General features: G+C 67.2%; 21 protein-coding genes. 10 read left to right on the top strand and 11 right to left on the bottom strand.

The genetic code is table 11. The features are described 5' to 3' along the window. Window positions 1-87 precede the first annotated feature (87 nt). Both ACSFCA_RS09970 and ACSFCA_RS09965 read left to right on the top strand, forming a co-directional pair. On the top strand, window positions 88-753 hold the full coding sequence (locus ACSFCA_RS09970) for a sigma-70 family RNA polymerase sigma factor (RefSeq protein ID WP_435459106.1): 666 nt from the start codon (window positions 88-90) through the stop codon (window positions 751-753). Beyond that, a complete protein-coding gene (locus ACSFCA_RS09965) occupies window positions 750-1,997 on the top strand; it encodes a hypothetical protein (RefSeq protein WP_435459107.1) in 1,248 nt (415 codons plus the stop codon). The genes ACSFCA_RS09970 and ACSFCA_RS09965 overlap by 4 nt, the downstream gene beginning before the upstream one ends. A 5-nt stretch (window positions 1,998-2,002) precedes the next feature. On the opposite strand, the gene ACSFCA_RS09960 is transcribed toward ACSFCA_RS09965, so the two are convergent. Then, a complete protein-coding gene (locus ACSFCA_RS09960) occupies window positions 2,003-2,782 on the bottom strand; it encodes an enoyl-CoA hydratase (protein ID WP_093078457.1) in 780 nt (259 codons plus the stop codon). Between the two features lie 98 nt (window positions 2,783-2,880). On the opposite strand from ACSFCA_RS09960, the gene ACSFCA_RS09955 reads away from it, so the two are divergent. Further along, window positions 2,881-3,216, top strand: a complete 336-nt coding sequence (locus ACSFCA_RS09955) for an SMR family transporter (RefSeq protein ID WP_258352870.1) — start codon at window positions 2,881-2,883, stop codon at window positions 3,214-3,216. Window positions 3,217-3,289: 73 nt separating this feature from the next. Further along, on the top strand, window positions 3,290-3,883 hold the full coding sequence (locus tag ACSFCA_RS09950; protein ID WP_435459108.1) for a DUF2325 domain-containing protein: 594 nt from the start codon (window positions 3,290-3,292) through the stop codon (window positions 3,881-3,883). On the opposite strand, the gene ACSFCA_RS09945 is transcribed toward ACSFCA_RS09950, so the two are convergent. From ACSFCA_RS09945 to ACSFCA_RS09935, 3 genes are read right to left on the bottom strand one after another with little or no spacing between them, the layout of a single operon-like run. Then, window positions 3,880-5,727 (bottom strand): M61 family metallopeptidase, encoded by a 1,848-nt coding sequence (locus ACSFCA_RS09945; protein ID WP_435459109.1) that lies wholly within the window; start codon window positions 5,725-5,727, stop codon window positions 3,880-3,882. The two genes, ACSFCA_RS09950 and ACSFCA_RS09945, sit on opposite strands and share 4 nt — an antisense overlap. After that, entirely contained in the window at window positions 5,727-6,449 is a 723-nt protein-coding gene (locus ACSFCA_RS09940) for a DsbC family protein (RefSeq protein ID WP_258352873.1), read from the bottom strand. Before ACSFCA_RS09940 ends, ACSFCA_RS09945 begins: the two co-directional genes overlap by 1 nt. Window positions 6,450-6,498: 49 nt before the next feature. Continuing rightward, on the bottom strand, window positions 6,499-7,626 hold the full coding sequence (locus ACSFCA_RS09935) for an FAD-dependent monooxygenase (protein WP_435459110.1): 1,128 nt from the start codon (window positions 7,624-7,626) through the stop codon (window positions 6,499-6,501). A gap of 118 nt (window positions 7,627-7,744) precedes the next feature. Here ACSFCA_RS09935 and ACSFCA_RS09930 point away from each other — a divergent pair, with 118 nt between their 5' ends. Further along, the gene (locus ACSFCA_RS09930) at window positions 7,745-8,626 is read left to right on the top strand and encodes an MOSC domain-containing protein (protein ID WP_435459111.1); all 882 of its coding nucleotides are present in this window, start codon (window positions 7,745-7,747) and stop codon (window positions 8,624-8,626) included. Window positions 8,627-8,645: 19 nt separating this feature from the next. Here ACSFCA_RS09930 and rbsD read toward each other — a convergent pair whose 3' ends face one another. Genes rbsD through ACSFCA_RS09900 form a run of 6 tightly spaced genes read right to left on the bottom strand, consistent with a single transcriptional unit; the run spans window position 8,646 to window position 14,701 of the window. Then, window positions 8,646-9,038, bottom strand: a complete 393-nt coding sequence (gene rbsD, locus ACSFCA_RS09925) for a D-ribose pyranase (protein ID WP_258352876.1) — start codon at window positions 9,036-9,038, stop codon at window positions 8,646-8,648. Then, window positions 9,035-10,000 (bottom strand): ribokinase, encoded by a 966-nt coding sequence (rbsK, locus tag ACSFCA_RS09920; RefSeq protein WP_435459112.1) that lies wholly within the window; start codon window positions 9,998-10,000, stop codon window positions 9,035-9,037. Before rbsK ends, rbsD begins: the two co-directional genes overlap by 4 nt. Beyond that, the gene (locus tag ACSFCA_RS09915; RefSeq protein WP_093056646.1) at window positions 9,997-11,088 is read right to left on the bottom strand and encodes a LacI family DNA-binding transcriptional regulator; all 1,092 of its coding nucleotides are present in this window, start codon (window positions 11,086-11,088) and stop codon (window positions 9,997-9,999) included. The genes rbsK and ACSFCA_RS09915 overlap by 4 nt, the downstream gene beginning before the upstream one ends. 36 nt (window positions 11,089-11,124) lie before the next feature. Further along, a complete protein-coding gene (locus tag ACSFCA_RS09910; RefSeq protein ID WP_258352878.1) occupies window positions 11,125-12,120 on the bottom strand; it encodes an ABC transporter permease in 996 nt (331 codons plus the stop codon). After that, window positions 12,117-13,709 carry a sugar ABC transporter ATP-binding protein gene (locus ACSFCA_RS09905; RefSeq protein ID WP_258352879.1) on the bottom strand — a complete coding sequence of 531 codons (1,593 nt, stop codon included), beginning with the start codon at window positions 13,707-13,709 and terminating at the stop codon, window positions 12,117-12,119. Before ACSFCA_RS09905 ends, ACSFCA_RS09910 begins: the two co-directional genes overlap by 4 nt. Before the next feature lie 38 nt (window positions 13,710-13,747). Continuing rightward, the gene (locus ACSFCA_RS09900; protein ID WP_258352880.1) at window positions 13,748-14,701 is read right to left on the bottom strand and encodes a sugar ABC transporter substrate-binding protein; all 954 of its coding nucleotides are present in this window, start codon (window positions 14,699-14,701) and stop codon (window positions 13,748-13,750) included. A 208-nt stretch (window positions 14,702-14,909) separates the two neighbouring features. Here ACSFCA_RS09900 and ychF point away from each other — a divergent pair, with 208 nt between their 5' ends. Both ychF and ACSFCA_RS09890 read left to right on the top strand, forming a co-directional pair. Then, window positions 14,910-16,001: a redox-regulated ATPase YchF gene (gene ychF, locus ACSFCA_RS09895; RefSeq protein WP_093056642.1), complete on the top strand. Its 1,092-nt coding sequence runs from the start codon at window positions 14,910-14,912 to the stop codon at window positions 15,999-16,001. 122 nt (window positions 16,002-16,123) lie between these two features. Then, entirely contained in the window at window positions 16,124-16,798 is a 675-nt protein-coding gene (locus ACSFCA_RS09890; RefSeq protein ID WP_258352881.1) for a glutathione S-transferase, read from the top strand. Here ACSFCA_RS09890 and ACSFCA_RS09885 read toward each other — a convergent pair whose 3' ends face one another. Further along, window positions 16,799-17,263, bottom strand: coding sequence for a YqaA family protein (locus tag ACSFCA_RS09885; protein WP_093056638.1), 465 nt, complete (start codon window positions 17,261-17,263; stop codon window positions 16,799-16,801). Window positions 17,264-17,437: 174 nt separating this feature from the next. Here ACSFCA_RS09885 and dusB point away from each other — a divergent pair, with 174 nt between their 5' ends. Genes dusB through purH form a run of 3 tightly spaced genes read left to right on the top strand, consistent with a single transcriptional unit; the run spans window position 17,438 to window position 20,380 of the window. Then, complete coding sequence (gene dusB, locus ACSFCA_RS09880) at window positions 17,438-18,502, top strand: tRNA dihydrouridine synthase DusB (protein WP_258352883.1); 1,065 nt, start codon at window positions 17,438-17,440, stop codon at window positions 18,500-18,502. A gap of 17 nt (window positions 18,503-18,519) precedes the next feature. Further along, on the top strand, window positions 18,520-18,756 hold the full coding sequence (locus ACSFCA_RS09875) for a Fis family transcriptional regulator (RefSeq protein WP_007838304.1): 237 nt from the start codon (window positions 18,520-18,522) through the stop codon (window positions 18,754-18,756). A 16-nt stretch (window positions 18,757-18,772) separates the two neighbouring features. After that, on the top strand, window positions 18,773-20,380 hold the full coding sequence (gene purH, locus ACSFCA_RS09870) for a bifunctional phosphoribosylaminoimidazolecarboxamide formyltransferase/IMP cyclohydrolase (RefSeq protein ID WP_435459113.1): 1,608 nt from the start codon (window positions 18,773-18,775) through the stop codon (window positions 20,378-20,380). Window position 20,381: the final 1 nt, after the last annotated feature.

The raw sequence follows: 20,381 nt of genomic DNA, 5'->3' as shown, positions 1-20,381 counted from the left end.
AGCGGGGTTGAGCCTCGTCGACTTTTTTTGCCACCCCGAACCCCGGTGCGGTCCGCCGCCCGTACAAGCTGGGGTGAAAATCCTTCGATGTCCGCGCTTCCCCGCGCCTCTTCCGCCAAGAACGCCCCCGAGCGCCAGGCCATGCCCGACGACCAGTTGATGCTGGCCTACGCGCAAGGCGACGCCGCCGCGTTCGACGTGCTCTACGCGCGCCACGAAGGCGGACTGTTCCGCTTCGTCAAGCGGCTGCTGGGCGCGCGGCTCGTGGCGCAGGCCGACGAGGTGTTCCAGGACACGTGGGTGCGGATCATCTCGGCGCGCGACAGCTTCTCGCCACAGGGCGCGACGTGGCGCACCTGGGCCTTCACCATTGCGCACAACCTGGCGATGGACCGGCTGCGCGTGAGCGGGCGCGAAGTGACGCTCGATGCGCACCCGGACGACGACAGCGACCCCGTGCCCACGCTCGACCGCGGCGTGCGCGGGGCCGTCGATGCGGCGGCGCATCCGTCGGCCGAAGAGCTGGCGTTCTGGCGCGCCGCGGGTCGTCGCTTGCTGGCCTGCCTCGATGAACTGCCGGCTGAGCAGCGAGCCGCGTTCCTGCTGCACCATGAGGACGGCCTGACCGTCGAGGCGCTGGCCGCGAGCCTGGAGATTGGCTTCGAGACCGTGCGCAGCCGCCTGCGCTATGGCTTGCAAAAACTGCGCGGCTGCATGGAGCGCTATCTGTCGGTGCTGGAGCAACGGGCATGAGCGGCAACAACACCGAATTCGACGACGACAACGGCGATCTGCGCGACCCCGCGCTGCGCCGCGCGCTGGACCATGCACCCGACAGCGATGCCAGACCCGATCCGCGCACGCGCGACGCGATCCTGAAGATGGCGCACAACCTGGCTCCTGCGTCGGTGACAGCGAGCCCTGCCGCCAACAGCGCGAGCGCCGCGCCGTGGTGGCGACGCCTTTTCGGCGGTGGCGGTGAGCCGCGTGCGCGCATGCCGTGGAACGCGGCTTTCGCGACGGTGCTGGTGGCTGGCTTCGTGGCGGTGCTGTGGCATCGCGAGCCAGTGCCTGATGCGCGACTCGCTGGTGAAGCGCGTGTGGGCGGGGCGACTGCGCAAGCGCCGGCGCCGGTTGCACCACCTGCATCGGCACCAGCTGAATCGGCCGCGGAGGTTGCGCCTTCAGCCGAAGCACCGGCGGCCGCCGCTGCGCCGCCGCCAGCCGTCGCAAAAGCGCCCGCAGCACCTGCAGCCGAGCAACGCGCCAAGGCCCCTGTCGCGCGCGACTCTTCTTCCCCCAAGAAGGCCGCTGATGCGGCGAGTGCAGATGCCCCCCAGCGGGCTGCGCCGCAGCCATCTCTCAAGCAGGCAGCCCCTGCGCCCGCTGCGCCTGTGCCGGCCGCTCCCGCCGAGCCGGCCGTGCCTTCTACGCCGCCTGCCGTCGTGGCCGAGCAATCCGCACCCGCGCCCGTCGTTCGCGATGAACGCCGCGAAGCGCGCGTGGAAAACGAACGGCGAAGTGCTTATGCGGCAGGAGCGCCCGCGGCGGCAGCACCACCGCCACCAGCCGCCGCGCCCGCGAACCAGGACAACGCCAGCGCTGAACTTTCCGGCGGACTGAGTTCGACCGCGCCTGGCGCTGCCGCCAAGGCCATGACAAGGTCTCGGAGCGCGGCAACGTCCTTCTCCGCACTCGAGCGATGGACGTCCTTCAACTTCAAGCGTTCAGGCGCCAGCGTGCGCCACGAGCGCGGCGACATCGAAGGCCTGCCGGCGCTCGTGAGCACCGTGGCGCGTTCGGCCACGACGCCCGATGAACCACTCGCCGCACCGGTCGAGGCGCGGCTTGAGCTGTACCGAGGCAATGCGCTGCTCGCCGTGCTTGAAATCGCCGGCGGCCAGGTGCGCTGGACATCGCAGCCCGGCGGCGCGGCTCTCGTCGGCACGCCGCCAGCGCAGGCGCTCGACGCGCTGCGTTCGCTGCTTACGCGCTGATCAGATCAGGCGTTCTTGAAATCCGGCGCGCGCTTGTTGAGGAAGGCGTCCATGCCTTCCTTCTGGTCGACGGTGGCGAACAGCGCGTGGAACAGCCGGCGCTCGAACATCACGCCGTCGCTCAGGCCGCTCTCGAAAGCGCGATTGACCGATTCCTTCGCCGCCATCACCGAGATCTGCGAGTAGCCGCAAATGATCAGTGCCGCGCCCAGAGCCTCGTCGGCGAGCTTCTCGAAAGGCACCACGCGGCTCACGAGGCCGGCGCGCTCGGCTTCGGCCGCGTCCATCATGCGGGCCGTGAGCACCATGTCCATGGCCTTGCTCTTGCCCACCGCGCGCGGCAGGCGCTGCGTGCCGCCAGCGCCGGGGATCACGCCGATCTTGATTTCGGGCTGGCCGAACTTGGCGTTGTCGGCCGCGATGATGAAGTCGCACATCATCGCCAGCTCGCAGCCGCCGCCCAGCGCGAAGCCGGCCACCGCGCCGATCACCGGCTTGCGGATCGAGCGGATGGTTTCCCAGTTGCGCGTGATGTAGTCGCCCTTGTAGGTATCGATGAAGCTGTACTTGGCCATCGCCGCGATGTCGGCACCGGCAGCGAAGGCGCGCTCGCTGCCCGTGAGGATGATGCAGCCGATGGCGTCGTCCGCATCGAAGGCCTTGAGGGCCTGGCCCAGCTCGGTCATGAGCGCGTCGTTCAACGCATTCAGGGCCTTCGGACGGTTGAGGGTGATGATGCCGACCTTGCCTGCTTCGGTCCGCACTTCGATGTTTTCGTAGCTCATGGTGTCTCCGGGGGAAGGGGAAGAAAAACGCGCTTCACTATACCCAGCATGGCCGGCGCGGGTGGCGGGGCATTGCGAGTTCCCATAGAGTGCCCGCCATGAGTTCCAACTACGCCTACCTGTTCGTCGCCATCGTGGCCGAAGTGATCGCCACCAGTTTTCTCAAGGGGTCCGAAGGCTTCACCCGGCTGTGGCCCACGCTGGCCTCGGTGGTGGGCTATGTGATCGCGTTCTTCTTTCTCTCGCTCACGCTGCGCACCATCCCCACGGGCATCGCCTATGCGATCTGGTCCGGCGTGGGCATCGTGCTGATCTCGCTGGTGAGCTGGCTGTGGTTCGGGCAGAAGCTCGACGGGCCTGCCATTGCGGGGCTCGCGCTGATCATCGCGGGCGTGGTGGTCGTGAACGTGTTTTCGAAGTCGGTTTCCCACTGAGCGACCCTGCTCGGCACACGTGGCTTTTAGTTGAGAATTGTTCTCATCTAGAATGCCCGCCATGGAGTTCCCGATGCAAGAACATGCCGTGTTGCTGCGGGCCTATGCCCGCGTGCAGGAGCGCTGCTCGCGCCTGCTGGTCGAGCAGGCCGCGCTCGTCGAAAGGTTGGAAGCGCAGATCGTGCGTTTGCGTGGCGCGCTGGTGGCGCGCGACTCGGCCATTGCCATCGTGCGCGAAGAGCTCGCGGTGCGTGCCGCCGCGGGCGGTGCACTGCCGAAGCGGCTGAGCGCGCTGCTGTCGCCGGGCAGCAAGCGCCATCTGATGATGCCGCCCGAGCCGCAGGCGCCCGCCGATCTGCGCGAGAAGGCCGTGCTGTGCGTGGGCCATGAAGAAGAGGCAGAGGCGCCTTCGCTCGCGCGCCAACTGGTCGAGATTGCCGGTGGCCGCTACCTGCACCACGACGGTGGCGACGACGCGGACGATCCCGCGCTCGAAGCCAGCCTGCGCGCCGCCGACCTCGTGATCTGCCAGACCGGCTGCGTGAGCCACGGCGCCTACTGGCGTGTGCAAGACCACTGCCGACGCACCGGCAAACCCTGCGTGCTGGTCGGTGAACCGCAGCCGATGCTCTTCGTGCGGCACCCGACTGCGGCGGAAAGCGCCTAGCCGGCCAACCAGCCCGCCACCTTCGTGGCGTCGTGCGAGAACAGGCGCCAGGTGGTCACGCCGACAGGCAACACCAGCGGCAGCCTGATCAGCTTGCGGTCGCGCGCCACGATGGCCGTGCACTTCGTGGCATCGCCCAGGTACAGCGCCAGGTCGTCGAGCTTGGCGATGCGCCAGGCCTGCGCAGGCTGCTGCTGGCCCTTCTTGCCGGCAGCGGGCAATTCGATGCCGATCCACTCGTCGTTCGCGGAGAAGCCGGCCTTCTCGGCCGCGCCGCCGCGCAACACCACCTTGACCTGAACGCTGCCATTGGCCTCGGCCACGCGCAGGCCCAACGCCTGCGCCTGCTGCGACGGGTCTTCGAGCGTGGCCACGCCGTGCGCGCGCAGCAGTTGCGCGAGCGGAAGCTCCTCGGTCGAATGCACCCAGCGCGCCAGCTCCAGCGCATACGGGCGGCCGCTCACGGCCTCGAGCGCCGCTGCAATGTCGGCCTCGCTGATCGGCCCGCCGCTGCTGTGCGTCCACAGGTGGCGCATCACGTCGTCGAGCGAACCCTTGCCTTCATGGCGCAGCGTGAGGTCGAAGCACAGCGCCACCAGTGCGCCCTTGGTGTAGTAGCTCACCGTGCTGTTGGGCGTCTGCTCGTCCTGGCGGTAGTACTTGACCCAGGCGTCGAAGCTCGCGTCGGCCACCGGCTGCACCAGGCGGCCCGGCGTCTGCATGACCTGGTTGATGGTCTTGTTCATAAGGCGCAGGTAGGCCGCGTCGTCGATGCGGCCGGCACGCCGCAGCAGCAGGTCGTCGTAGTAGCTGGTGAAGCCCTCGAAGAACCACAGCAGCTGCGTGTAGTTCTCCTGGCTGTAGTCGTAGCGCGCGAACTCGGCCGGCCGCATGCGCTTGACGTTCCAGGTGTGGAAGTACTCGTGGCTGATGAGGCCCATCAGCGTGGTGTAGCCATCGGGCTGCTTCTTCTTTTCGCCGCGCTGCGGAAGGTCGCGGCGGTTGCAGATCAGCGCGGTGGAATGGCGGTGTTCGAGCCCGCCGTAGCCGTCATCGACCGCATTGAGCATGAACACGTAGCGGTCGATCGGCGGCTTCGGGCCACCGCGCTTGCCGACCTTGTCGCCGTGCCAGAAGCGCATCTCGGCTTCACAGATCGCCTTGGTGTCGGCAATCAGCTTCTCGCCGTCGAAGGATGCAGCGGCACCGGCAACCACGAAGCGGTGCGGCACGCCGCAGGCTTCGAACTCGGCACTCCAGAAGGCACCCAGCTCGACCGGGCTGTCGGCCAGTTCGTCGTAGCCCGAGGCCTGGTAGCTGCCGAAGCCGTGCTTGTCGGCCTTCAGCGGAACGAGGGCAGTGGCGCACGACCAGCGCGCGGCGTCGTCGGCCAGCTTGGGCGCGACGATCTCCAGCGCATGCGGCGCCTCGGTCTGGCCTTCGACGCGCAGGCACACGCTGGTGCCGTTGAAGAAGCCGCGCTCGGCGTCGAGCCAGGCAGTGCGCACCGAGTTGTCGTACGCGCAGACCTGGTAATGCAGCACCAGCGGCTGGCCGGGTGTGCATTCGACCAGCCAGCTGCATTTGTCGAGCTGCATCAGCGCCGGCTTGCGGCGGCCCTGCGTGGCGCGCAGGCCCTGCAGGTTCTTGGCGAATTCGCGCACCAGGTAGCTGCCCGGAATCCACACCGGCAGCGACACGTGCTGCTGCGCGGCGGGCGCGTCGATGGTGAGCGTTACGCTGAAGAGATGCGAGTGCAGGTCCGCGCATTCGACGCGATAGCGCACGCCCGCCACGGGTGCGGCGACAGCGGCGGCGCGCCGCGAAACGGTCTTCGTCGCCATCAGCTGGACGAAGCGGCGAGTTGCTTCTCGACCTGCTCTGCGGGAATGGCGCCGGGCGTGCGGGTGCCGTCGCTGAAGATCAGCGTGGGCGTGCCGGTGATGTTGTACTTGCGGCCGAACTCGACGTTGCGCTGCAGCGCGGTCACGTCGCAATTGCCCGTCGCGGTGGTGGGACGGGTGCTCGATTCCATCCAGTCGCCCCAGGCCTTGCCCTTGTCCTTGCTGCACCAGATGTCGCGCGACTTGATATTCGAATCAGGACCGAGCACCGGGTACAGGAACAGGTACACGGTGACGTTGTCGACCGTCTTCATGTCCTTCTCGAAGCGCTTGCAGTAGCCGCAGTTCGGGTCTTCGAACACCGCGAGCTTGCGCTTGCCGTTGCCGCGCACGATCTTGATCGAGTCCTTCAGCGGCAGCTGGTCGAAGGCGACGGCGCTGAGCTTTTCCACGCGCTCTTCGGTCAGGTTCTTGCGCGACTTCACGTCGATCAGGTTGCCCTGGATGAGGTAGTTGCCCTGCTCGTCGGTGTAGAAGATCTGCGAGCCGTTCACGCGCACTTCGTAGACACCCGGAATCGGCGACTTCGACACTTCGTCGATGGCCGGGAACTGCGGAATGCGTGCGGGCAGGTTCTTGCGGATCTCGGCTTCGCCGGCTGTGGCGGCCACGACCGCGCCCAGCGTGCAGGCGGCGAGTAGAAGGTTGCGTACGAGTGTCATCGGGAGATCCGTTGGTTCGGTTCTAAATCTAAAAGAGGTGCGGGTCGTGTCAGGCCTTCAGGCCCATGGCCTGCGCCGTGATCCAGCGCTTGACGAGGCGCGTGCGGTCGAAGCCGCGCATGCCCCAGTTGCGCAATGCAGGAAGCGGACCCAGGTTGTGCGCGAAAAGCTGCTGCAATCCGTCGGTCGCCAGGCTCATCTGCAGCACGTCGGCGCGGCGGGCGCGTTCGTAGCGGCGCAGCAGGCGTGCATCGCCCACGCTGCGCCAGTAGTCGCGGTTCTTGATCACGTCGGCCAGCGCGGCCGCATCGGCCAGGCCCAGGTTCAGGCCCTGGCCGGCGAGCGGATGCACCGTGTGGGCCGCATCGCCCGCCAGTGCCCAGGAGCGAGTCGGCTGTCCGGGCATGGCGCCGGTCCAGCGGTCGGCGATGGCGCGGGCCAGCGGCCAGGCGCCACGCTCGCTCGTGAGCTTGAGCGCGCCGAGCGCGTTGTGGCTGGCTTCGGTGATGGCTGCGTTGAATTCGTCGTTGCCCTGCGCGAGCAGTTCGGGCGCGCGCAGCTGGTCGACCGACCACACCAGCGCGACCGTCTTGCCGTGCGCGCCGCCGAGCGGCAGCAGCGCGAGCACCTCGCCCTTGTCGTTGAACCACTGGCGCGCGATGCCGTCGTGCGACTGCTCGGCCTCCAGGCGCGCCGCGATCGCGTGTTGCGGATAGCGCGTGACCTCGTAGCTCACGCCGAGGGCTTCGCGCGTGGTGCTGGCCTTGCCTTCGCACACCACGGTGAGCGGGGCGGCCACGGGCTCGGTCACCACTTCGATCAGGGGCTGGAAGCGCACTGCGTCGGCCAGTTGCTGCTCGAGCGCGGGCACATCGACGATCCAGGCCAGCGCATCGACCTTCTGGCGCGCGGCGCTGAACTGCACCCGGCCGCCTTCGTCGCCATGCACGAGCATTTCGCGCACGGCCGTGGCGTGGGCCGCATCGGGCCAGGCGCGCAGCGATTCGAGCAGCGTGCGGGAGGCGGTGTTGAGCGCGTAGGCGCGGATGTCTTCCTTGCCCTGCATGGCCGGCGGCACCACCAGCGCGACGCGCACACGCTCGCGCGCGAGCAGCAGGGCCAGCGTACGGCCAACGATGCCGGCGCCGCGAATGCAAACTTCAGGGGGGAGGGCCATCAAAGGATTGTAGGAGTTGCCCGCCAGCCCGCGCCCGGCGCCTTTCCCCCGGGGCGCCAAGGTCTTCCGGCTGCGGCGATGCGGGACAATTGCGGCCGAATTCCAAGGAACCCCCACCGTGTCCCAGCCCGCTTTCGACCTCGAAGCCACCATCGCGCGCCTGTTCGTCTACCCGGTCAAGTCCTGCGCCGGGGTCGAGCTTCCCGAAATGCTGCTGACCGAGACGGGCCTGGAGTTCGACCGGGCCTGGATGGTGGTCGACGCCCGGGGCGAATTCGTCTCCCAGCGGCAGCTGCCGCGCATGGCGCTGATCAAGCCGCAGATGAAGCACATGGAAGTGGTGCTGCGCGCCCCGGGCATGCTGGCGCTGCACCTGGCCTTCGACCGGGTCGAGGAGCCGGTGCGGGTGCGCGTGTGGAACGACGACGTGGCCGCCTACGACATGGGCGACATCGCCGCGCAGTGGTTCAGCGACTTTCTCTCCGAGCCCGGCAAGCCGCAGACCCTGCGCCTCGTGCGCTTCGACCCCGAGCACAAGCGCCTGTCGAGCATGAAGTGGACCGATGGCGTCGAGGCGCAGACCCAGTTCGCCGACGGCTACGCGCTGCTGGTGGCAAGCGAAGGCTCGCTGGCCGAGCTCAACGAACGCCTCGCGGCGCAGGGCCACGGGGCAGTGGGCATCGAGCGCTTCCGCCCCAACATCGTGCTGGCGGGTATCGAGTCGCACGACGAGGACCGGGTCGATGCGCTGCACATCACGACCGGCGAAGGCGAGGCTGAGCTGCGCCCCGTCAAGCCCTGCACGCGCTGCCCGATTCCCGACATCGATCCGGCCACGGCCCTCAGCAGCCCCGAGGTCGGCGACACGCTGCGCACCTACCGCGCCGATGCGCGAGTGGATGGCGGCATCACCTTCGGCATGAACTGCATCGTGATCCAGGGCGTGGAGCACATGCTCAAGGTCGGGCAGGCGGTGGGCGCGAACTACAAGTTCGAATGACCAGCGCCAGGCCGGCGCTTCAGAACTTCACTCCGGCGATCAGGATGATGTTCGCGTAGGGCGTGCACTCGCCCGTGCGCACGACGGCGCGGGCTTTTGCGCTGCGGCGCTTGAATTCTTCGTGCGACACCGTCTGCGGCGCGATGCCCAGCGACTGCGGATACCAGCCCGGCAGCTTCTTCGCATCGCCCAGCGCCTCGTCGGCCACCACGATGCTTTCCACCTGCATTTCCGACAGCACGGCCTGCAACACGTCGGTGAGCTGCGGCACGCCGCGCGCCACGGCGAGGTCGATGCGGCGCGGGCCGTCGGGAATCGGCAGGCCGGCGTCGCCGAGCACGAGCATGTCGCCATGGCCCAGCGAGGCGATCACATGGGACAGTTCGGCGTGCAGCAGGGGAGAGCGTTTCACAGCTTGATCCAGTCGGGAGGCAGGGGGCTGCGCAGCACGGCGTCGCGCTGCGGAATGGAGGGCTGGGCGCCGGGCTGCTGGATGCACAGCGCGGCAGCGCGGATGCCCAGGCGCACGGCTTCATCGAAGGACTGGCCTTCGCCCAGCGCGACTGCGAGCGCGCCCAGGAAGGTGTCGCCGGCGGCCGTGGTGTCGACCGCCTGTACCTTCGGCGCGGGATGGTGGCGCGCGCCGTCGGCATCGACTGCCACGGCGCCGCGCGCGCCGAGCGTGACGACTACGCGCGCAATCCCCTTGGCACGCAGGGCTTGGCCGGCCTGGGCGGCTTCCTGCGGGCTGTCGGCCGACTGGCCGCACAGCGTCTGCGCCTCGATCTCGTTGACGACCAGCGTGTCGATCTGCGGCCACAGCGGTTCGGCAATCGCCTGCACCGGCGACGGATTGAGCAACACCTTGCAGCCCGCACCATGCGCCACCGCGATGGCGCGCGCGACCTGGTCCATCGGTGTCTCGAACTGCGTCACGAGGAAGGCCGCGCCCTGCACCTGCTGCTTCAGCGCGGCTTCGTCGATCTCGAGCTGGGCATTGGCGCCGGGAATCATCACGATGCGGTTCTGGCCGCTGTCCTCCACGAGGATCAGCGCCGTGCCGGTCGGCTCGCCCGCCACGGTGCGCAGCGCGGCGGTGTCGATACCGTCGCGCTCCAATGCCTGGCGCAGCGACTGGCCGTGCGCGTCGTCGCCGACGCAGCCGATCATTTGTACCTGGCCGCCTTCGCGCGCGCAGCTCACGGCCTGGTTGGCGCCCTTGCCGCCGGGAATGTTGGCGATCGAATGGCCCAGCAGGGTCTCGCCCGCGGCCGGCGCGTGCGGCACACGCAGCACCAGGTCCATGTTGAGGCTGCCGAGCACCACGATGCGCGGCGCCTGGGAGTAACTGGTGGAAGAAGGCTTCAGGCTCACGGGGTGCGGGACTTTCGGGTTTCCGTTGAAGGCGTTTCGGTTGCGACAGGAGCTGCGGGCTCGCGGAAGCTCGCGTGCCGCGCGGTCGAGGCGCGCACGCGCAGCTCGGGCTGCAGCACCACCTTGCGCGCATCGCGCCGCTTGCCGCCGACGCGTTCGAGCAGCATGTCGACCGCCAGCGCGCCGATGCGCTCCTTGGGCTGCGCCACGGTGGTGAGCGGGGGGCTTGTGTAGGCCGAGAGTTCGATGTCGTCGAAGCCGACGATCGAGAGTTCGTCGGGCACCCGCACGCCGCTTTCATGCGCGGCACGCAGCGCGCCGATGGCCATCAGGTCGTTGCAGACGAACACGGCCGATGGCTTGCGCTCGGTGCGCAGAATGGCGTGCATCGCCTCGTAGCCGCCCTGGCTGGTGAAGCCGCCGCGCCACAGCAGCGCTTCGGCATTCGCGATGTCGGGTGTTGCGCCAGTTTCGGCCAGCGCCATGCGCCAGCCTTCGATGCGCTGCTCGCTCGGCATCACGCCCACCGGTCCGCCGATGCAGGCAATGCGCTTGTGGCCCAGCGACAGCAGGTGCCGCACCGCGAGCAGGCCGCCCTGCATGTGCGCGGTTTCCACCAGGTCGCAGGCCGGGTCGGCGATCTCGCGGTCGACCAGCACCGTGGGCATGCGCAGGCCGCGCAGCTGCTTCATGAGGGAGTCGTCGTCGCCCGCGCCGGTCGACACCACGATCAGCCCGTCGATGCGGCGTTCGGCCAGCACCTGCAGGTAGACGCTCTGGCGGTGGGGCTCGTCGTCGGTGTTGCACAGCACCAGCGTGTAGCCGGCGCCGAAGCAGCGGTCTTCCACGATGCGCACGATTTCGGCGAAGTAGGGGTTCGAGCTGTTGGGAATCAGCATGCCCAGCGTCGAGGTGGTGTTGCTCTTCAGGCTGCGCGCCATCGCGTTGGGCACGTAGCCCAGCTCGCGGATGGCGAGCTCCACGCGCTCGCGCACCTTGGCGCTCACGTGGCGGGTGTCGTTGACCACGTGCGACACGGTGGTGACGGACACATCCGCCTTGAGTGCGACGTCCTTGATGGTTGCCATGGCTTTTCCTGTTCCTGGTGGGGCGGGATTCTGTCGTCAGGCCAGACGGCGGTCGGCACGGCGCTGGCGCAGGGTGTCGATGATGACCGCCACCACAATCACGGCGCCGGTGATGATGCGTTTGCTCGGCTCGCTCGCGCCAACCTGCGCAAGGCCCGCTTCGAGCACCGCGATGATCAGCACGCCGAAGAAGGTGTTGATCACCGAGCCGCGGCCGCCCATGAGGCTGGTGCCGCCGATGACCACGGCAGCGATCACCTGCAGCTCGATGCCGACGCCGGCGTTCGGGTCGGCTGCTTCGAGGCGCGCCGATTGCATCAGGCCCGCGAGGCCGGCCAGCAGCCCGGTAACGGCGAACACGATGATGCGGATGGGGCGCGGGTCGACGCCCGCCAGGCGCATCGCTTCCTCATTGGTGCCGATGCCCACCACGTGGCGGCCGAATACCGTGCGCGTGAGCACCATCTGCCCGATGACCACCAGCACCACCGCCAGCACGAAGGCGGCCGAGATGCCGCCGATCCACGGCGCGGCCAGGCCCGAGATGGCGTCGCCCACATACTGCGTGCGCGAATCGGTCACGAGGTAGGCGCCGCCGCGCACCGCTTCGAGCATGCCCAGCGAAACGATGAAACTCGGCAGCCGCCACGCGACCGACACCGCGCCCGTGACCGTGCCGCAGATGAGCCCGGTAACGAGGCCGAGCACCGCGGCCACCGGCACCGAGAGCTTCCATTCGAGGATGGCCGCCGCCGTGACGGCCGCGCTCAGCGCCAGCACCGAGCCGACTGAAAGATCGATGCCCGCGATGATCAGCACGAAGGTCATGCCGACCGCCATCACCGCCAGCGCGGGAATCTCGTTCGCGATGGAGACGAAGGTCTCGCGCGTCAGGAAGTATTCGCTCAGCGAACCGAAGAGCGCGATCATGCCCACGAGCACGACCGTCAGGCCCAGGTAGGTGCCGAGCTGGCCCTTGAGTGCGGAGGGCGAGGCCGGCAGGTTTTGTTTGGTGGAGGCTTCGGCGTTCATTGTGTGTCGGCGGTGACCGGGGTCGAATCGGAAACGGGAGATACCGTCGGCGGGCTGGCGGCGCGTCCTGTCGCGTCGCTGAATGCTGCGGCCAGCAGCGATTGTTCGGTCCACTCGCCGCGCTCGAACACCGCGACCAGCCGGCCGGCGCTCATCACGCCGATGCGGTCGCACATGGCCATCAGTTCGCGCAGGTCGCTCGACACCATCAGCAGCGCCTTGCCGGCGTCGGTCATGCGGTCGAGTTCAGCGTACAGATCGGCGCGCGCGCCCACGTCCACGCCGCGCGTGGGTTCGTCGAGCAGCAGCACCTTGCATTCGCGATGCAGCCAGCGCGCGAACACCACCTTCTGCTGGTTGCCGCCGCTGAGCGTGGCCACCGGTTGCTCGATGCTGCGCGAGCGGATGCGCAGCAGTTCCACCAGCTTCTGCGCAATGCTGCGCTCCTTGGCGCGCTGCAGCCAGCCGGCGTGCGAGATCGCGCCCAGGTCGCTCAGCGTGGCGTTGACGCGGATCGATTGCGTCAGCAGCAGGCCTTGCGACTTGCGGTCTTCCGTGACGAGGCCGATGCCGGCGCGGATGGCCTGCATCGGCGAGCGCCAGCCCTTGCGCGCGTGCTGCGTGGGCTGGCCGTTTTCATAAAGGGTGATCTCGCCGCGGTCGGCGCGGTCGGCGCCGAACAGCAGCCGCACCAGTTCGGTCCGGCCCGAGCCGACCAGACCGGCCAGGCCCATGACTTCGCCCGCATGCAGGTCGATGTCGACGTCGCGCACGACCTGCGCCCGGCCGATGCCGCGTGCGCTCAGCAGCACGGGCCCGGCCACGCGGCGGTCGCGGCCTTCATGCTCGTGCACCGCGCGGCCGACCATGCGCTGCACCAGTTCGGATTCGCGCACGCCGGCCATGGCGCGCACGTCCACCAGCCGGCCGTCGCGCAGCACGGCCACGCGGTCGGCGATGCGCTGCAATTCTTCGAGGCGGTGCGACACATACACGATGGCCACGCCGCGCGTCTTCAGCAGCTCGATCTGCTCGAACAGGTGCGAGGTTTCGCGCGGCGTGAGCATGGCGGTGGGCTCGTCGAGCACCAGCACGCGCGTGTCGTCCTGCAGGTTGCGCGCGATCTCCACCATCTGCTGCTGGCCGATGCCCAGCCGCGCCACGGGCGTGGCCGGGTCGATGTTCTCCATGCCGATCTTGGCGAGCTGGCGCGCGGCCAGCTCGTGCAGCTTGCTGCGGCGGATCCAGCCGGTCTTGTTGGGCAGCCGGTCGAGCAGCAGGTTCTCGGCCACCGACAGCGTGGTGACGAGGCCGAGTTCCTGCATGACCATGCGCACGCCCAGCCGCTCGGCGTCGCGGCGCGAGCCGGGCGCAAAGGGCTTGCCGTCGAGCAGCATCTGGCCGCGCGTGGGCTGCACCAGGCCGCAGACGATTTTCGACAGCGTGCTCTTGCCGGCGCCGTTCTCGCCCGTGAGGGCCAGCACTTCGCCGGCATTGAGCACGATCGAGACGTCGTCCAGCACCGGCGCCGCATAGTCCTTGCCCATGGCGCTCAGCGAGAGCACGGGCATGGCCGTTGTGAGATTCATGGCGGCGGATGCTGTCAACGTCTGCTCTTTCTGGTTGCTTACTTCGAGTCTTTGGTGACCAGCACCACGTCGGTCTTCACTTCGGCGGGCATCTCCGACTGCTTCTTCTTGTCGGCGATGGCTTTCAGTGCGGTCTCGATGCCGAACACGGCTTGCTTGGCGGCGAACTGGTCGGCTGTGGCGAGCACGCGGCCGTCCTTCAGCATCGGCTTGATGGCGCCGATGTTGTCGTAGCCCACCACCAGCACCTTGCCGGTCTTGCCCGCGGCCTTGACGGCAGCCACGGCGCCCAGCGCCATGCTGTCGTTGCCGGCGAGCAGGGCCTTCAGATCGGGGTGCTCGCGCATCATGCCGGCGGCCACGGTGTTGCCCTTGTCGATTTCCCACTGGCCGGACTGCACGCCCACCACCGTCACGCCGGCGGCCTTCATTGCGTCCTGGTAGCCCAACGTGCGCTGCTGCGCATTGAAGGTGGTCGACACGCCTTCGATGATGCCGACCTTGTCGCCCGACTTCAGCTCCTTGGCCAGCGCGTCGCCCACCAGCTTGGCGCCGGCGCGGTTGTCGGGGCCCACGAACGGCACCAGGATGCCCTTTTCCTTCAGCGCGGCACCGTCGAGCTGGTTGTCGATGTTGACGACCAGGATGCCCTTGTCGATGGCCGCCTTGATCACCGGCACCAGCGCCTTCGAATCGGCCGGCGCGATGACCAGCGCGTTGATCTTCTGCGCCACCATCTGCTCGACCATCTTGATCTGGGCGGCGGTGTCGGTCTCGTCCTTGATGCCGTTGGCCACCAGCGTGTACTGGGCGGCATTGGCCTTCTGGTGCGCCTTGGCGCCGTCTTCCATGGTGCGGAAGAACTCGTTGGCCAGCGACTTCATGACCAGCGCGACCTTGGGCTTGTCCTGGGCGAAGGCGGGTGTTCCGGCGATGGCGCCCAGCAGCGTGAGAGCGGCGGCGCTTTGCAGGGTACGGCGGGTGAACTTCATGGTGAATGTCTCCTGAGGTGGTTGATCAGAACGGTGCGCCGGTCTTTGCCGGGGGCTCCGATGTTAGCTGAGGGAAACGTTTGCGCAAACGTTTGCCAGTCGGTGCTAACCCTGAGGTTTCGAGCAGGCAAATGCGAGCTCGAAGACCTGCCGGACGGGCCTGCAACCATGCTCGCCTAAAATCGCCGGTTACCCAAGAGGACCTCCCATGAGTTTGCAATGCGGCATCGTCGGCCTGCCCAACGTCGGTAAATCCACCCTTTTCAATGCGTTGACCAAGGCCGGCATCGCGGCGGAAAACTATCCGTTCTGCACCATCGAGCCCAATGTGGGCGTGGTGGAAGTGCCCGATCCCCGGCTCGCGCAACTGAGCGAGATCGTCAAGCCCGAGCGCGTGGTGCCCGCCATCGTCGAGTTCGTCGACATCGCCGGCCTGGTGGCTGGTGCCAGCACCGGCGAAGGCCTGGGCAACAAGTTTCTGGCGCACATCCGCGAGACCGACGCCACCGTCAACGTGGTGCGCTGCTTCGACGACGAGAACGTGATCCACGTGGCCGGCAAGGTCGACCCGATCTCCGACATCGAAGTGATCCAGACCGAACTCTGCCTGGCCGACCTGGCCACGGTCGAGAAGGCGCTGCACCGCCACACCAAGGTGGCCCGTTCCGGCGACAAGGACGCGCAAAAGCTGGTCGGCCTGCTCGAGCGCTGCCAGGCCGCGCTGAACGAGAACACGCCGGTGCGCGCGCTCGACTTCACCAAGGAAGAGCTGCCGCTGGTCAAGAGCTTCACGCTCATCACCGCCAAGCCTGCGATGTTCGTGGGCAACGTGGCGGAAGACGGCTTCGAGAACAACCCGTATCTCGACCGCCTGCGCGAATATGCCGCCAAGCAGGGCGCTCCGGTTGTCGCCATCTGCGCCAAGATCGAAGCCGACCTGGCCGAGATGGACGACGAAGACAAGAAGATGTTCCTCGCCGAGATCGGCCAGGAAGAACCGGGCCTGAACCGCCTGATCCGTGCGGCCTTCAAGCTGCTGGGCCTGCAAACGTACTTCACCGCCGGCGTGAAGGAAGTGCGTGCATGGACCATCCACATCGGCGACACCGGCCCGCAGGCGGCCGGCGTGATCCACGGCGACTTCGAGAAGGGCTACATCCGCGCCCAGACCATCGCGTTCGAGGACTACATCGCCTTCAAGGGCGAGCAGGGCGCGAAGGACGCGGGGAAGATGCGTTCGGAAGGCAAGGAATACGTCGTCAAGGATGGCGACGTGATGAACTTCCTGTTCAGTTCGTAGGGGGCAACACCTGAGGCCCGGCGGAGCCGGTTCCTCGGTGTCTCGCGAAAAGAGCTTCGCGATTTTCTTGATGTTGTTGGGTAGACTGCGCGCGCCCTATTTTTCCTGCAAGGCCCGCCTTCATGCTCACCGTCCACCACCTCAACAACTCGCGCTCGCAGCGTGTGCTCTGGCTGCTCGAAGAACTCGAGCTGCCGTACGAGATCGTTCACTACCAGCGCGATCCGCAAACCAGTCTGGCGCCTGCTTCGCTGCGGGCCATTCATCCGCTGGGCAAGTCACCGGTGGTAACGACGGATGACGGACTCACGCTCGCGGAATCGGGCGCGATCATCGAAACGCTCATCGAGCGCTACGGCCACGGCCGCCTTGCGCCTGCGGCCGGTTCGCCGGAGGCGCTGCGCTATCGCTACTGGCTGCACTTTGCCGAAGGCACGGCGATGTCGCCGTTGCTGCTCAAGCTGGTGTTCGATCGCATCGAGACGAGCAAGATGCCTTTCTTCGCGAAGCCGATCGCCAAGGCGATCTCGGCCAAGGCGAAGTCGGCGTTCATCAACCCGAACATCGCAAGCCACCTGAACTACATGGAAGCCGAACTCGGCAAGAGCGAGTGGTTCGCCGGCGATGCGTTCACGGGCGCGGACATCCAGATGAGCTTCGTGGCCGAAGCTGCGCAGGCGCGCGGCGGGCTCGATGCGAAGCGGCCGAAGCTGATGGCGTACCTGGAACGAATCCACGCGCGTCCCGCGTACAAGCGCGCGCTCGAACGCGGCGGACCCTACGCCCTGTTGAACTGATCAGAAGATCTGCAGCAGCGCCACCGTCATGGTGATGTAGCGCAGAAACTTGCCCACGGCCATGTAGGCAACGCATGGCCAGAACGGCAGCTTGAGCCAACCTGCGACCGCGCACAGCGGGTCGCCCACCAGTGGCAGCCAGCTCAACAGGCAGGCCTTCGGGCCGAGCCGCTCCAGCCAGCCCAGAACACGCACATGATGTTTCGAGTGCGAGTATTTGTCGGCCACCTTGTGCGCGCCGTAGCCCATCCACCAGTCGACCGCGCCCCCCAGCGTGTTGCCTATGGTCGCCACCGCGATGGCCGGCCAGAACATGTCGGGGTTGAGCTTGAGCAGCCCGAAGAGAAAGGGCTCGGAGCCCACCGGCAGTAGCGTCGCGGAGACGAACGCCGCCACGAACAAGGTCGAGAGACCGTACTGCGGCAGCGCCAGCAGCGCCATGAGGGAGTCGAGCCAGGCTTGCATAAGGTCGGCGCAGTATAGGCAGCGCTTGCTTCGCAACCCCGCAGGAGAAAGCCCCGGAATGCACCGGTGTTTGTACGGGTACCCAGGGCGCAAATCGTTTCAGTCGCTGAAATGCGGCGTGGCTACAATCGTGCCTCATTTTTCAGCAGCCGAACGCGCACGCTCCTCTTTCCAATGACCTTGCAGATCGGCACCCACACGCTGGAAAACCGCCTGTTCGTCGCGCCCATGGCCGGCGTGACGGACCGGCCCTTCCGCATGCTGTGCCGCGAACTCGGCGCCGGCTATGCGGTCAGCGAGATGGTCACGTCGCGCAAGGAACTCTGGGGCACGCTCAAGACATCGCGTCGCGCGAACCATGATGGCGAACCGGGCCCCATTGCGGTGCAGATTGCCGGCACCGATGCGGCCATGATGGCCGAGGCCACGGTCTACAACATCGAGCGTGGTGCGCAGATCATCGACATCAACATGGGCTGTCCGGCCAAGAAGGTCTGCAACAAGTGGGCAGGCTCGGCGCTGATGCGCGACGAGCCGCTGGCGCTTGAAATCGTGCAGGCCGTGGTCGATGCGGCGCAGCCTTTCGGCGTGCCGGTCACGCTCAAGATGCGCACCGGCTGGAGCCAGGAGCACCGCAACGCAGTGAAGCTCGCGCGCGATTTCGAATCGGCCGGCGTGCAGATGCTCACGGTGCATGGCCGCACGCGCGAGCAGGGCTACAAGGGCTTTGCCGAGTACGACACCATCGCCGCCGTGAAGGCCGCGGTGCGCGTGCCGGTGGTGGCCAACGGCGACATCCGCTCGCCCGAGAAGGCACGCGACGTGCTTGCGGCCACCGGCGCCGACGCGGTGATGATCGGCCGCGCCGCGCAGGGCCGCCCGTGGATCTTTCGCGAGATCGCGCACTTCCTGGAAACGGGCACGCATCGCGCGCCGCCGCTGGTCGCCGAAGTGCGCCGCTTGCTGCTCGACCATCTCGTGGAGCACTATGCGCTCTACGGCGACTACAGCGGTGTGCGCACGGCGCGCAAGCACATCGGCTGGTACGTGCGCACGCTGCCCGATGGCGAAGCGTTCCGCGCACGCATGAACACCATCGAGGACTGTGCCGAGCAGCTGCGCGCGGTCGGCGACTATTTCGACGGGCTGGCGGACCGCATGGATCGCATGCCCGTGCAGCACCTGGCGGACGAAGAGGCGTCGTCGGGTGAAGAGGAGGCGGCTTGCGCCGTCGATTGAAAAAAAGAGAAGAAGCAATGAGCAAGAAACATATCGAGGACTGCGTGCGCACCAGTCTGGACAGCTACTTTCGCGATCTGCGTGGCACCGAACCCGACGGCATGTACGAAATGCTCGTGCGTGTGGTCGAGAAACCCCTGCTCGACGTCGTGATGACGCGCGCAGAAGGCAATCAATCCAAAGCCGCGCAATGGTTGGGCCTGAATCGCAACACGCTTCGCAAGAAGCTCGTTGAACACAAACTTTTGAAATAACTCCACGGCATATCCAATGGCCCAGACCGCACTCATCTCCGTTTCCGACAAGACCGGCATTCTCGAATTCGCCCAGGCGCTGCATGCGCTGGGCATCAAGCTGCTGTCCTCCGGCGGCACCGCCAAGCTGCTGGCCGATGCCGGCCTGCCCGTCACCGAAGTTGCCGACCACACCGGCTTTCCGGAGATGCTCGATGGCCGCGTGAAGACGCTGCATCCGAAGATCCACGGCGGCCTGCTCGCGCGCCGCGACCTGCCCGCACATGTGGCTGCCATCAAGGAACACGGCATCGACACCATCGACCTGCTGATCGTCAATCTCTATCCGTTCGAAGCCACCGTGGCCAAGCCCGGCTGCACGCTGGACGACGCGATCGAGAACATCGACATCGGCGGTCCGGCCATGGTGCGCAGCGCGGCCAAGAACTGGAAGGACGTGGGCGTGCTCACCGACGCATCGCAATACGCCGTGGCGCTCGCCGAGCTCAAGGCCGACGGCAAGCTCAGCGACAAGACCAAGTTCGCGTTTTCGGTGGCAGCGTTCAACCGCATCGCCGACTACGACGGCGCCATCAGCGACTACCTCTCGGCCATCGACTTCGACGCCAGCATCGGCCAGCCCGCGCCCAAGCGCTCGCTGTTCCCCGCGCAAAGCAACGGCCGTTTCGTGAAGGTGCAAGACCTGCGCTACGGCGAGAACCCGCACCAGCAGGCCGCGTTCTACCGCGACCTGCATCCGGCGCCCGGTTCGCTCGTGTCGGCCAAGCAGCTGCAGGGCAAGGAGCTCAGCTACAACAACATCGCCGACGCTGATGCCGCGTGGGAATGCGTGAAGAGCTTCGACGTGCCGGCTTGCGTGATCGTGAAGCACGCCAACCCCTGCGGCGTTGCGATCGGCAAGGATGCGGCCGAGGCTTACGGCAAGGCCTTCAAGACCGATCCGACCTCGGCCTTCGGCGGCATCATCGCCTTCAACCGTCCGGTCGATGGCGCGACGGCCCAGGAGATCTCCAAGCAGTTCGTCGAAGTGCTGATGGCGCCCGATTACACGCCCGAGGCACTGGAGCTGTTCCAGGCGACCAAGAACCGGCAGAACGTGCGCATTCTCAAGATATCGCTGCCGCCGGGCGGCGCGAGCGACTGGGACAACGGCCGCAATGCGATGGACGTGAAGCGCATCGGCTCAGGCCTGTTGATGCAGACCGCCGACAACCATGAACTCGCGGCCAGCGACCTCAAGGTGGTCAGCAAGAAGCAGCCCACGCCGCAGCAGCTGCAAGACCTGCTGTTCGCATGGAAGGTCGCGAAGTACGTGAAGAGCAACGCGATCGTGTTCTGCGCCAACGGCATGACCATGGGCGTGGGTGCGGGCCAGATGAGCCGCCTCGATTCGGCGCGCATCGCCAGCATCAAGGCCGAGCATGCCGGCCTGTCGCTGAAGGACACGGCAGTGGCCAGCGACGCCTTCTTCCCGTTCCGCGACGGCCTCGACGTGGTGGTCGATGCGGGCGCTAGCTGCGTCATCCAGCCGGGCGGCTCGATGCGTGACCAGGAAGTGATCGATGCCGCCGACGAGCGCGGCGTGGTGATGGTGCTGTCGGGCGTGCGTCACTTCCGCCACTGAT

Origin of the sequence: Variovorax multivorans, assembly GCF_051216835.1 — a bacterium.
GTDB lineage: Bacteria > Pseudomonadota > Gammaproteobacteria > Burkholderiales > Burkholderiaceae_C > Variovorax.
This window is presented reverse-complemented; position numbering and strand designations above follow the sequence as displayed.

Bases quoted from the DNA above. Each gene is read 5' to 3' on its own strand.
- ACSFCA_RS09970 (WP_435459106.1), top strand. From the start codon at position 88: ATGTCCGCGCTTCCCCGCGCCTCTTCCGCCAAGAACGCCCCCGAGCGC.
- ACSFCA_RS09965 (WP_435459107.1), top strand. From the start codon at position 750: ATGAGCGGCAACAACACCGAATTCGACGACGACAACGGCGATCTGCGC.
- ACSFCA_RS09960 (WP_093078457.1), bottom strand. From the start codon at position 2,782: ATGAGCTACGAAAACATCGAAGTGCGGACCGAAGCAGGCAAGGTCGGC.
- ACSFCA_RS09955 (WP_258352870.1), top strand. From the start codon at position 2,881: ATGAGTTCCAACTACGCCTACCTGTTCGTCGCCATCGTGGCCGAAGTG.
- ACSFCA_RS09950 (WP_435459108.1), top strand. From the start codon at position 3,290: ATGCAAGAACATGCCGTGTTGCTGCGGGCCTATGCCCGCGTGCAGGAG.
- ACSFCA_RS09945 (WP_435459109.1), bottom strand. From the start codon at position 5,727: ATGGCGACGAAGACCGTTTCGCGGCGCGCCGCCGCTGTCGCCGCACCC.
- ACSFCA_RS09940 (WP_258352873.1), bottom strand. From the start codon at position 6,449: ATGACACTCGTACGCAACCTTCTACTCGCCGCCTGCACGCTGGGCGCG.
- ACSFCA_RS09935 (WP_435459110.1), bottom strand. From the start codon at position 7,626: ATGGCCCTCCCCCCTGAAGTTTGCATTCGCGGCGCCGGCATCGTTGGC.
- ACSFCA_RS09915 (WP_093056646.1), bottom strand. From the start codon at position 11,088: ATGGCAACCATCAAGGACGTCGCACTCAAGGCGGATGTGTCCGTCACC.
- ACSFCA_RS09910 (WP_258352878.1), bottom strand. From the start codon at position 12,120: ATGAACGCCGAAGCCTCCACCAAACAAAACCTGCCGGCCTCGCCCTCC.
- ACSFCA_RS09905 (WP_258352879.1), bottom strand. From the start codon at position 13,709: ATGAATCTCACAACGGCCATGCCCGTGCTCTCGCTGAGCGCCATGGGC.
- ACSFCA_RS09900 (WP_258352880.1), bottom strand. From the start codon at position 14,701: ATGAAGTTCACCCGCCGTACCCTGCAAAGCGCCGCCGCTCTCACGCTG.
- ychF (WP_093056642.1), top strand. From the start codon at position 14,910: ATGAGTTTGCAATGCGGCATCGTCGGCCTGCCCAACGTCGGTAAATCC.
- ACSFCA_RS09890 (WP_258352881.1), top strand. From the start codon at position 16,124: ATGCTCACCGTCCACCACCTCAACAACTCGCGCTCGCAGCGTGTGCTC.
- ACSFCA_RS09885 (WP_093056638.1), bottom strand. From the start codon at position 17,263: ATGCAAGCCTGGCTCGACTCCCTCATGGCGCTGCTGGCGCTGCCGCAG.
- dusB (WP_258352883.1), top strand. From the start codon at position 17,438: ATGACCTTGCAGATCGGCACCCACACGCTGGAAAACCGCCTGTTCGTC.
- ACSFCA_RS09875 (WP_007838304.1), top strand. From the start codon at position 18,520: ATGAGCAAGAAACATATCGAGGACTGCGTGCGCACCAGTCTGGACAGC.
- purH (WP_435459113.1), top strand. From the start codon at position 18,773: ATGGCCCAGACCGCACTCATCTCCGTTTCCGACAAGACCGGCATTCTC.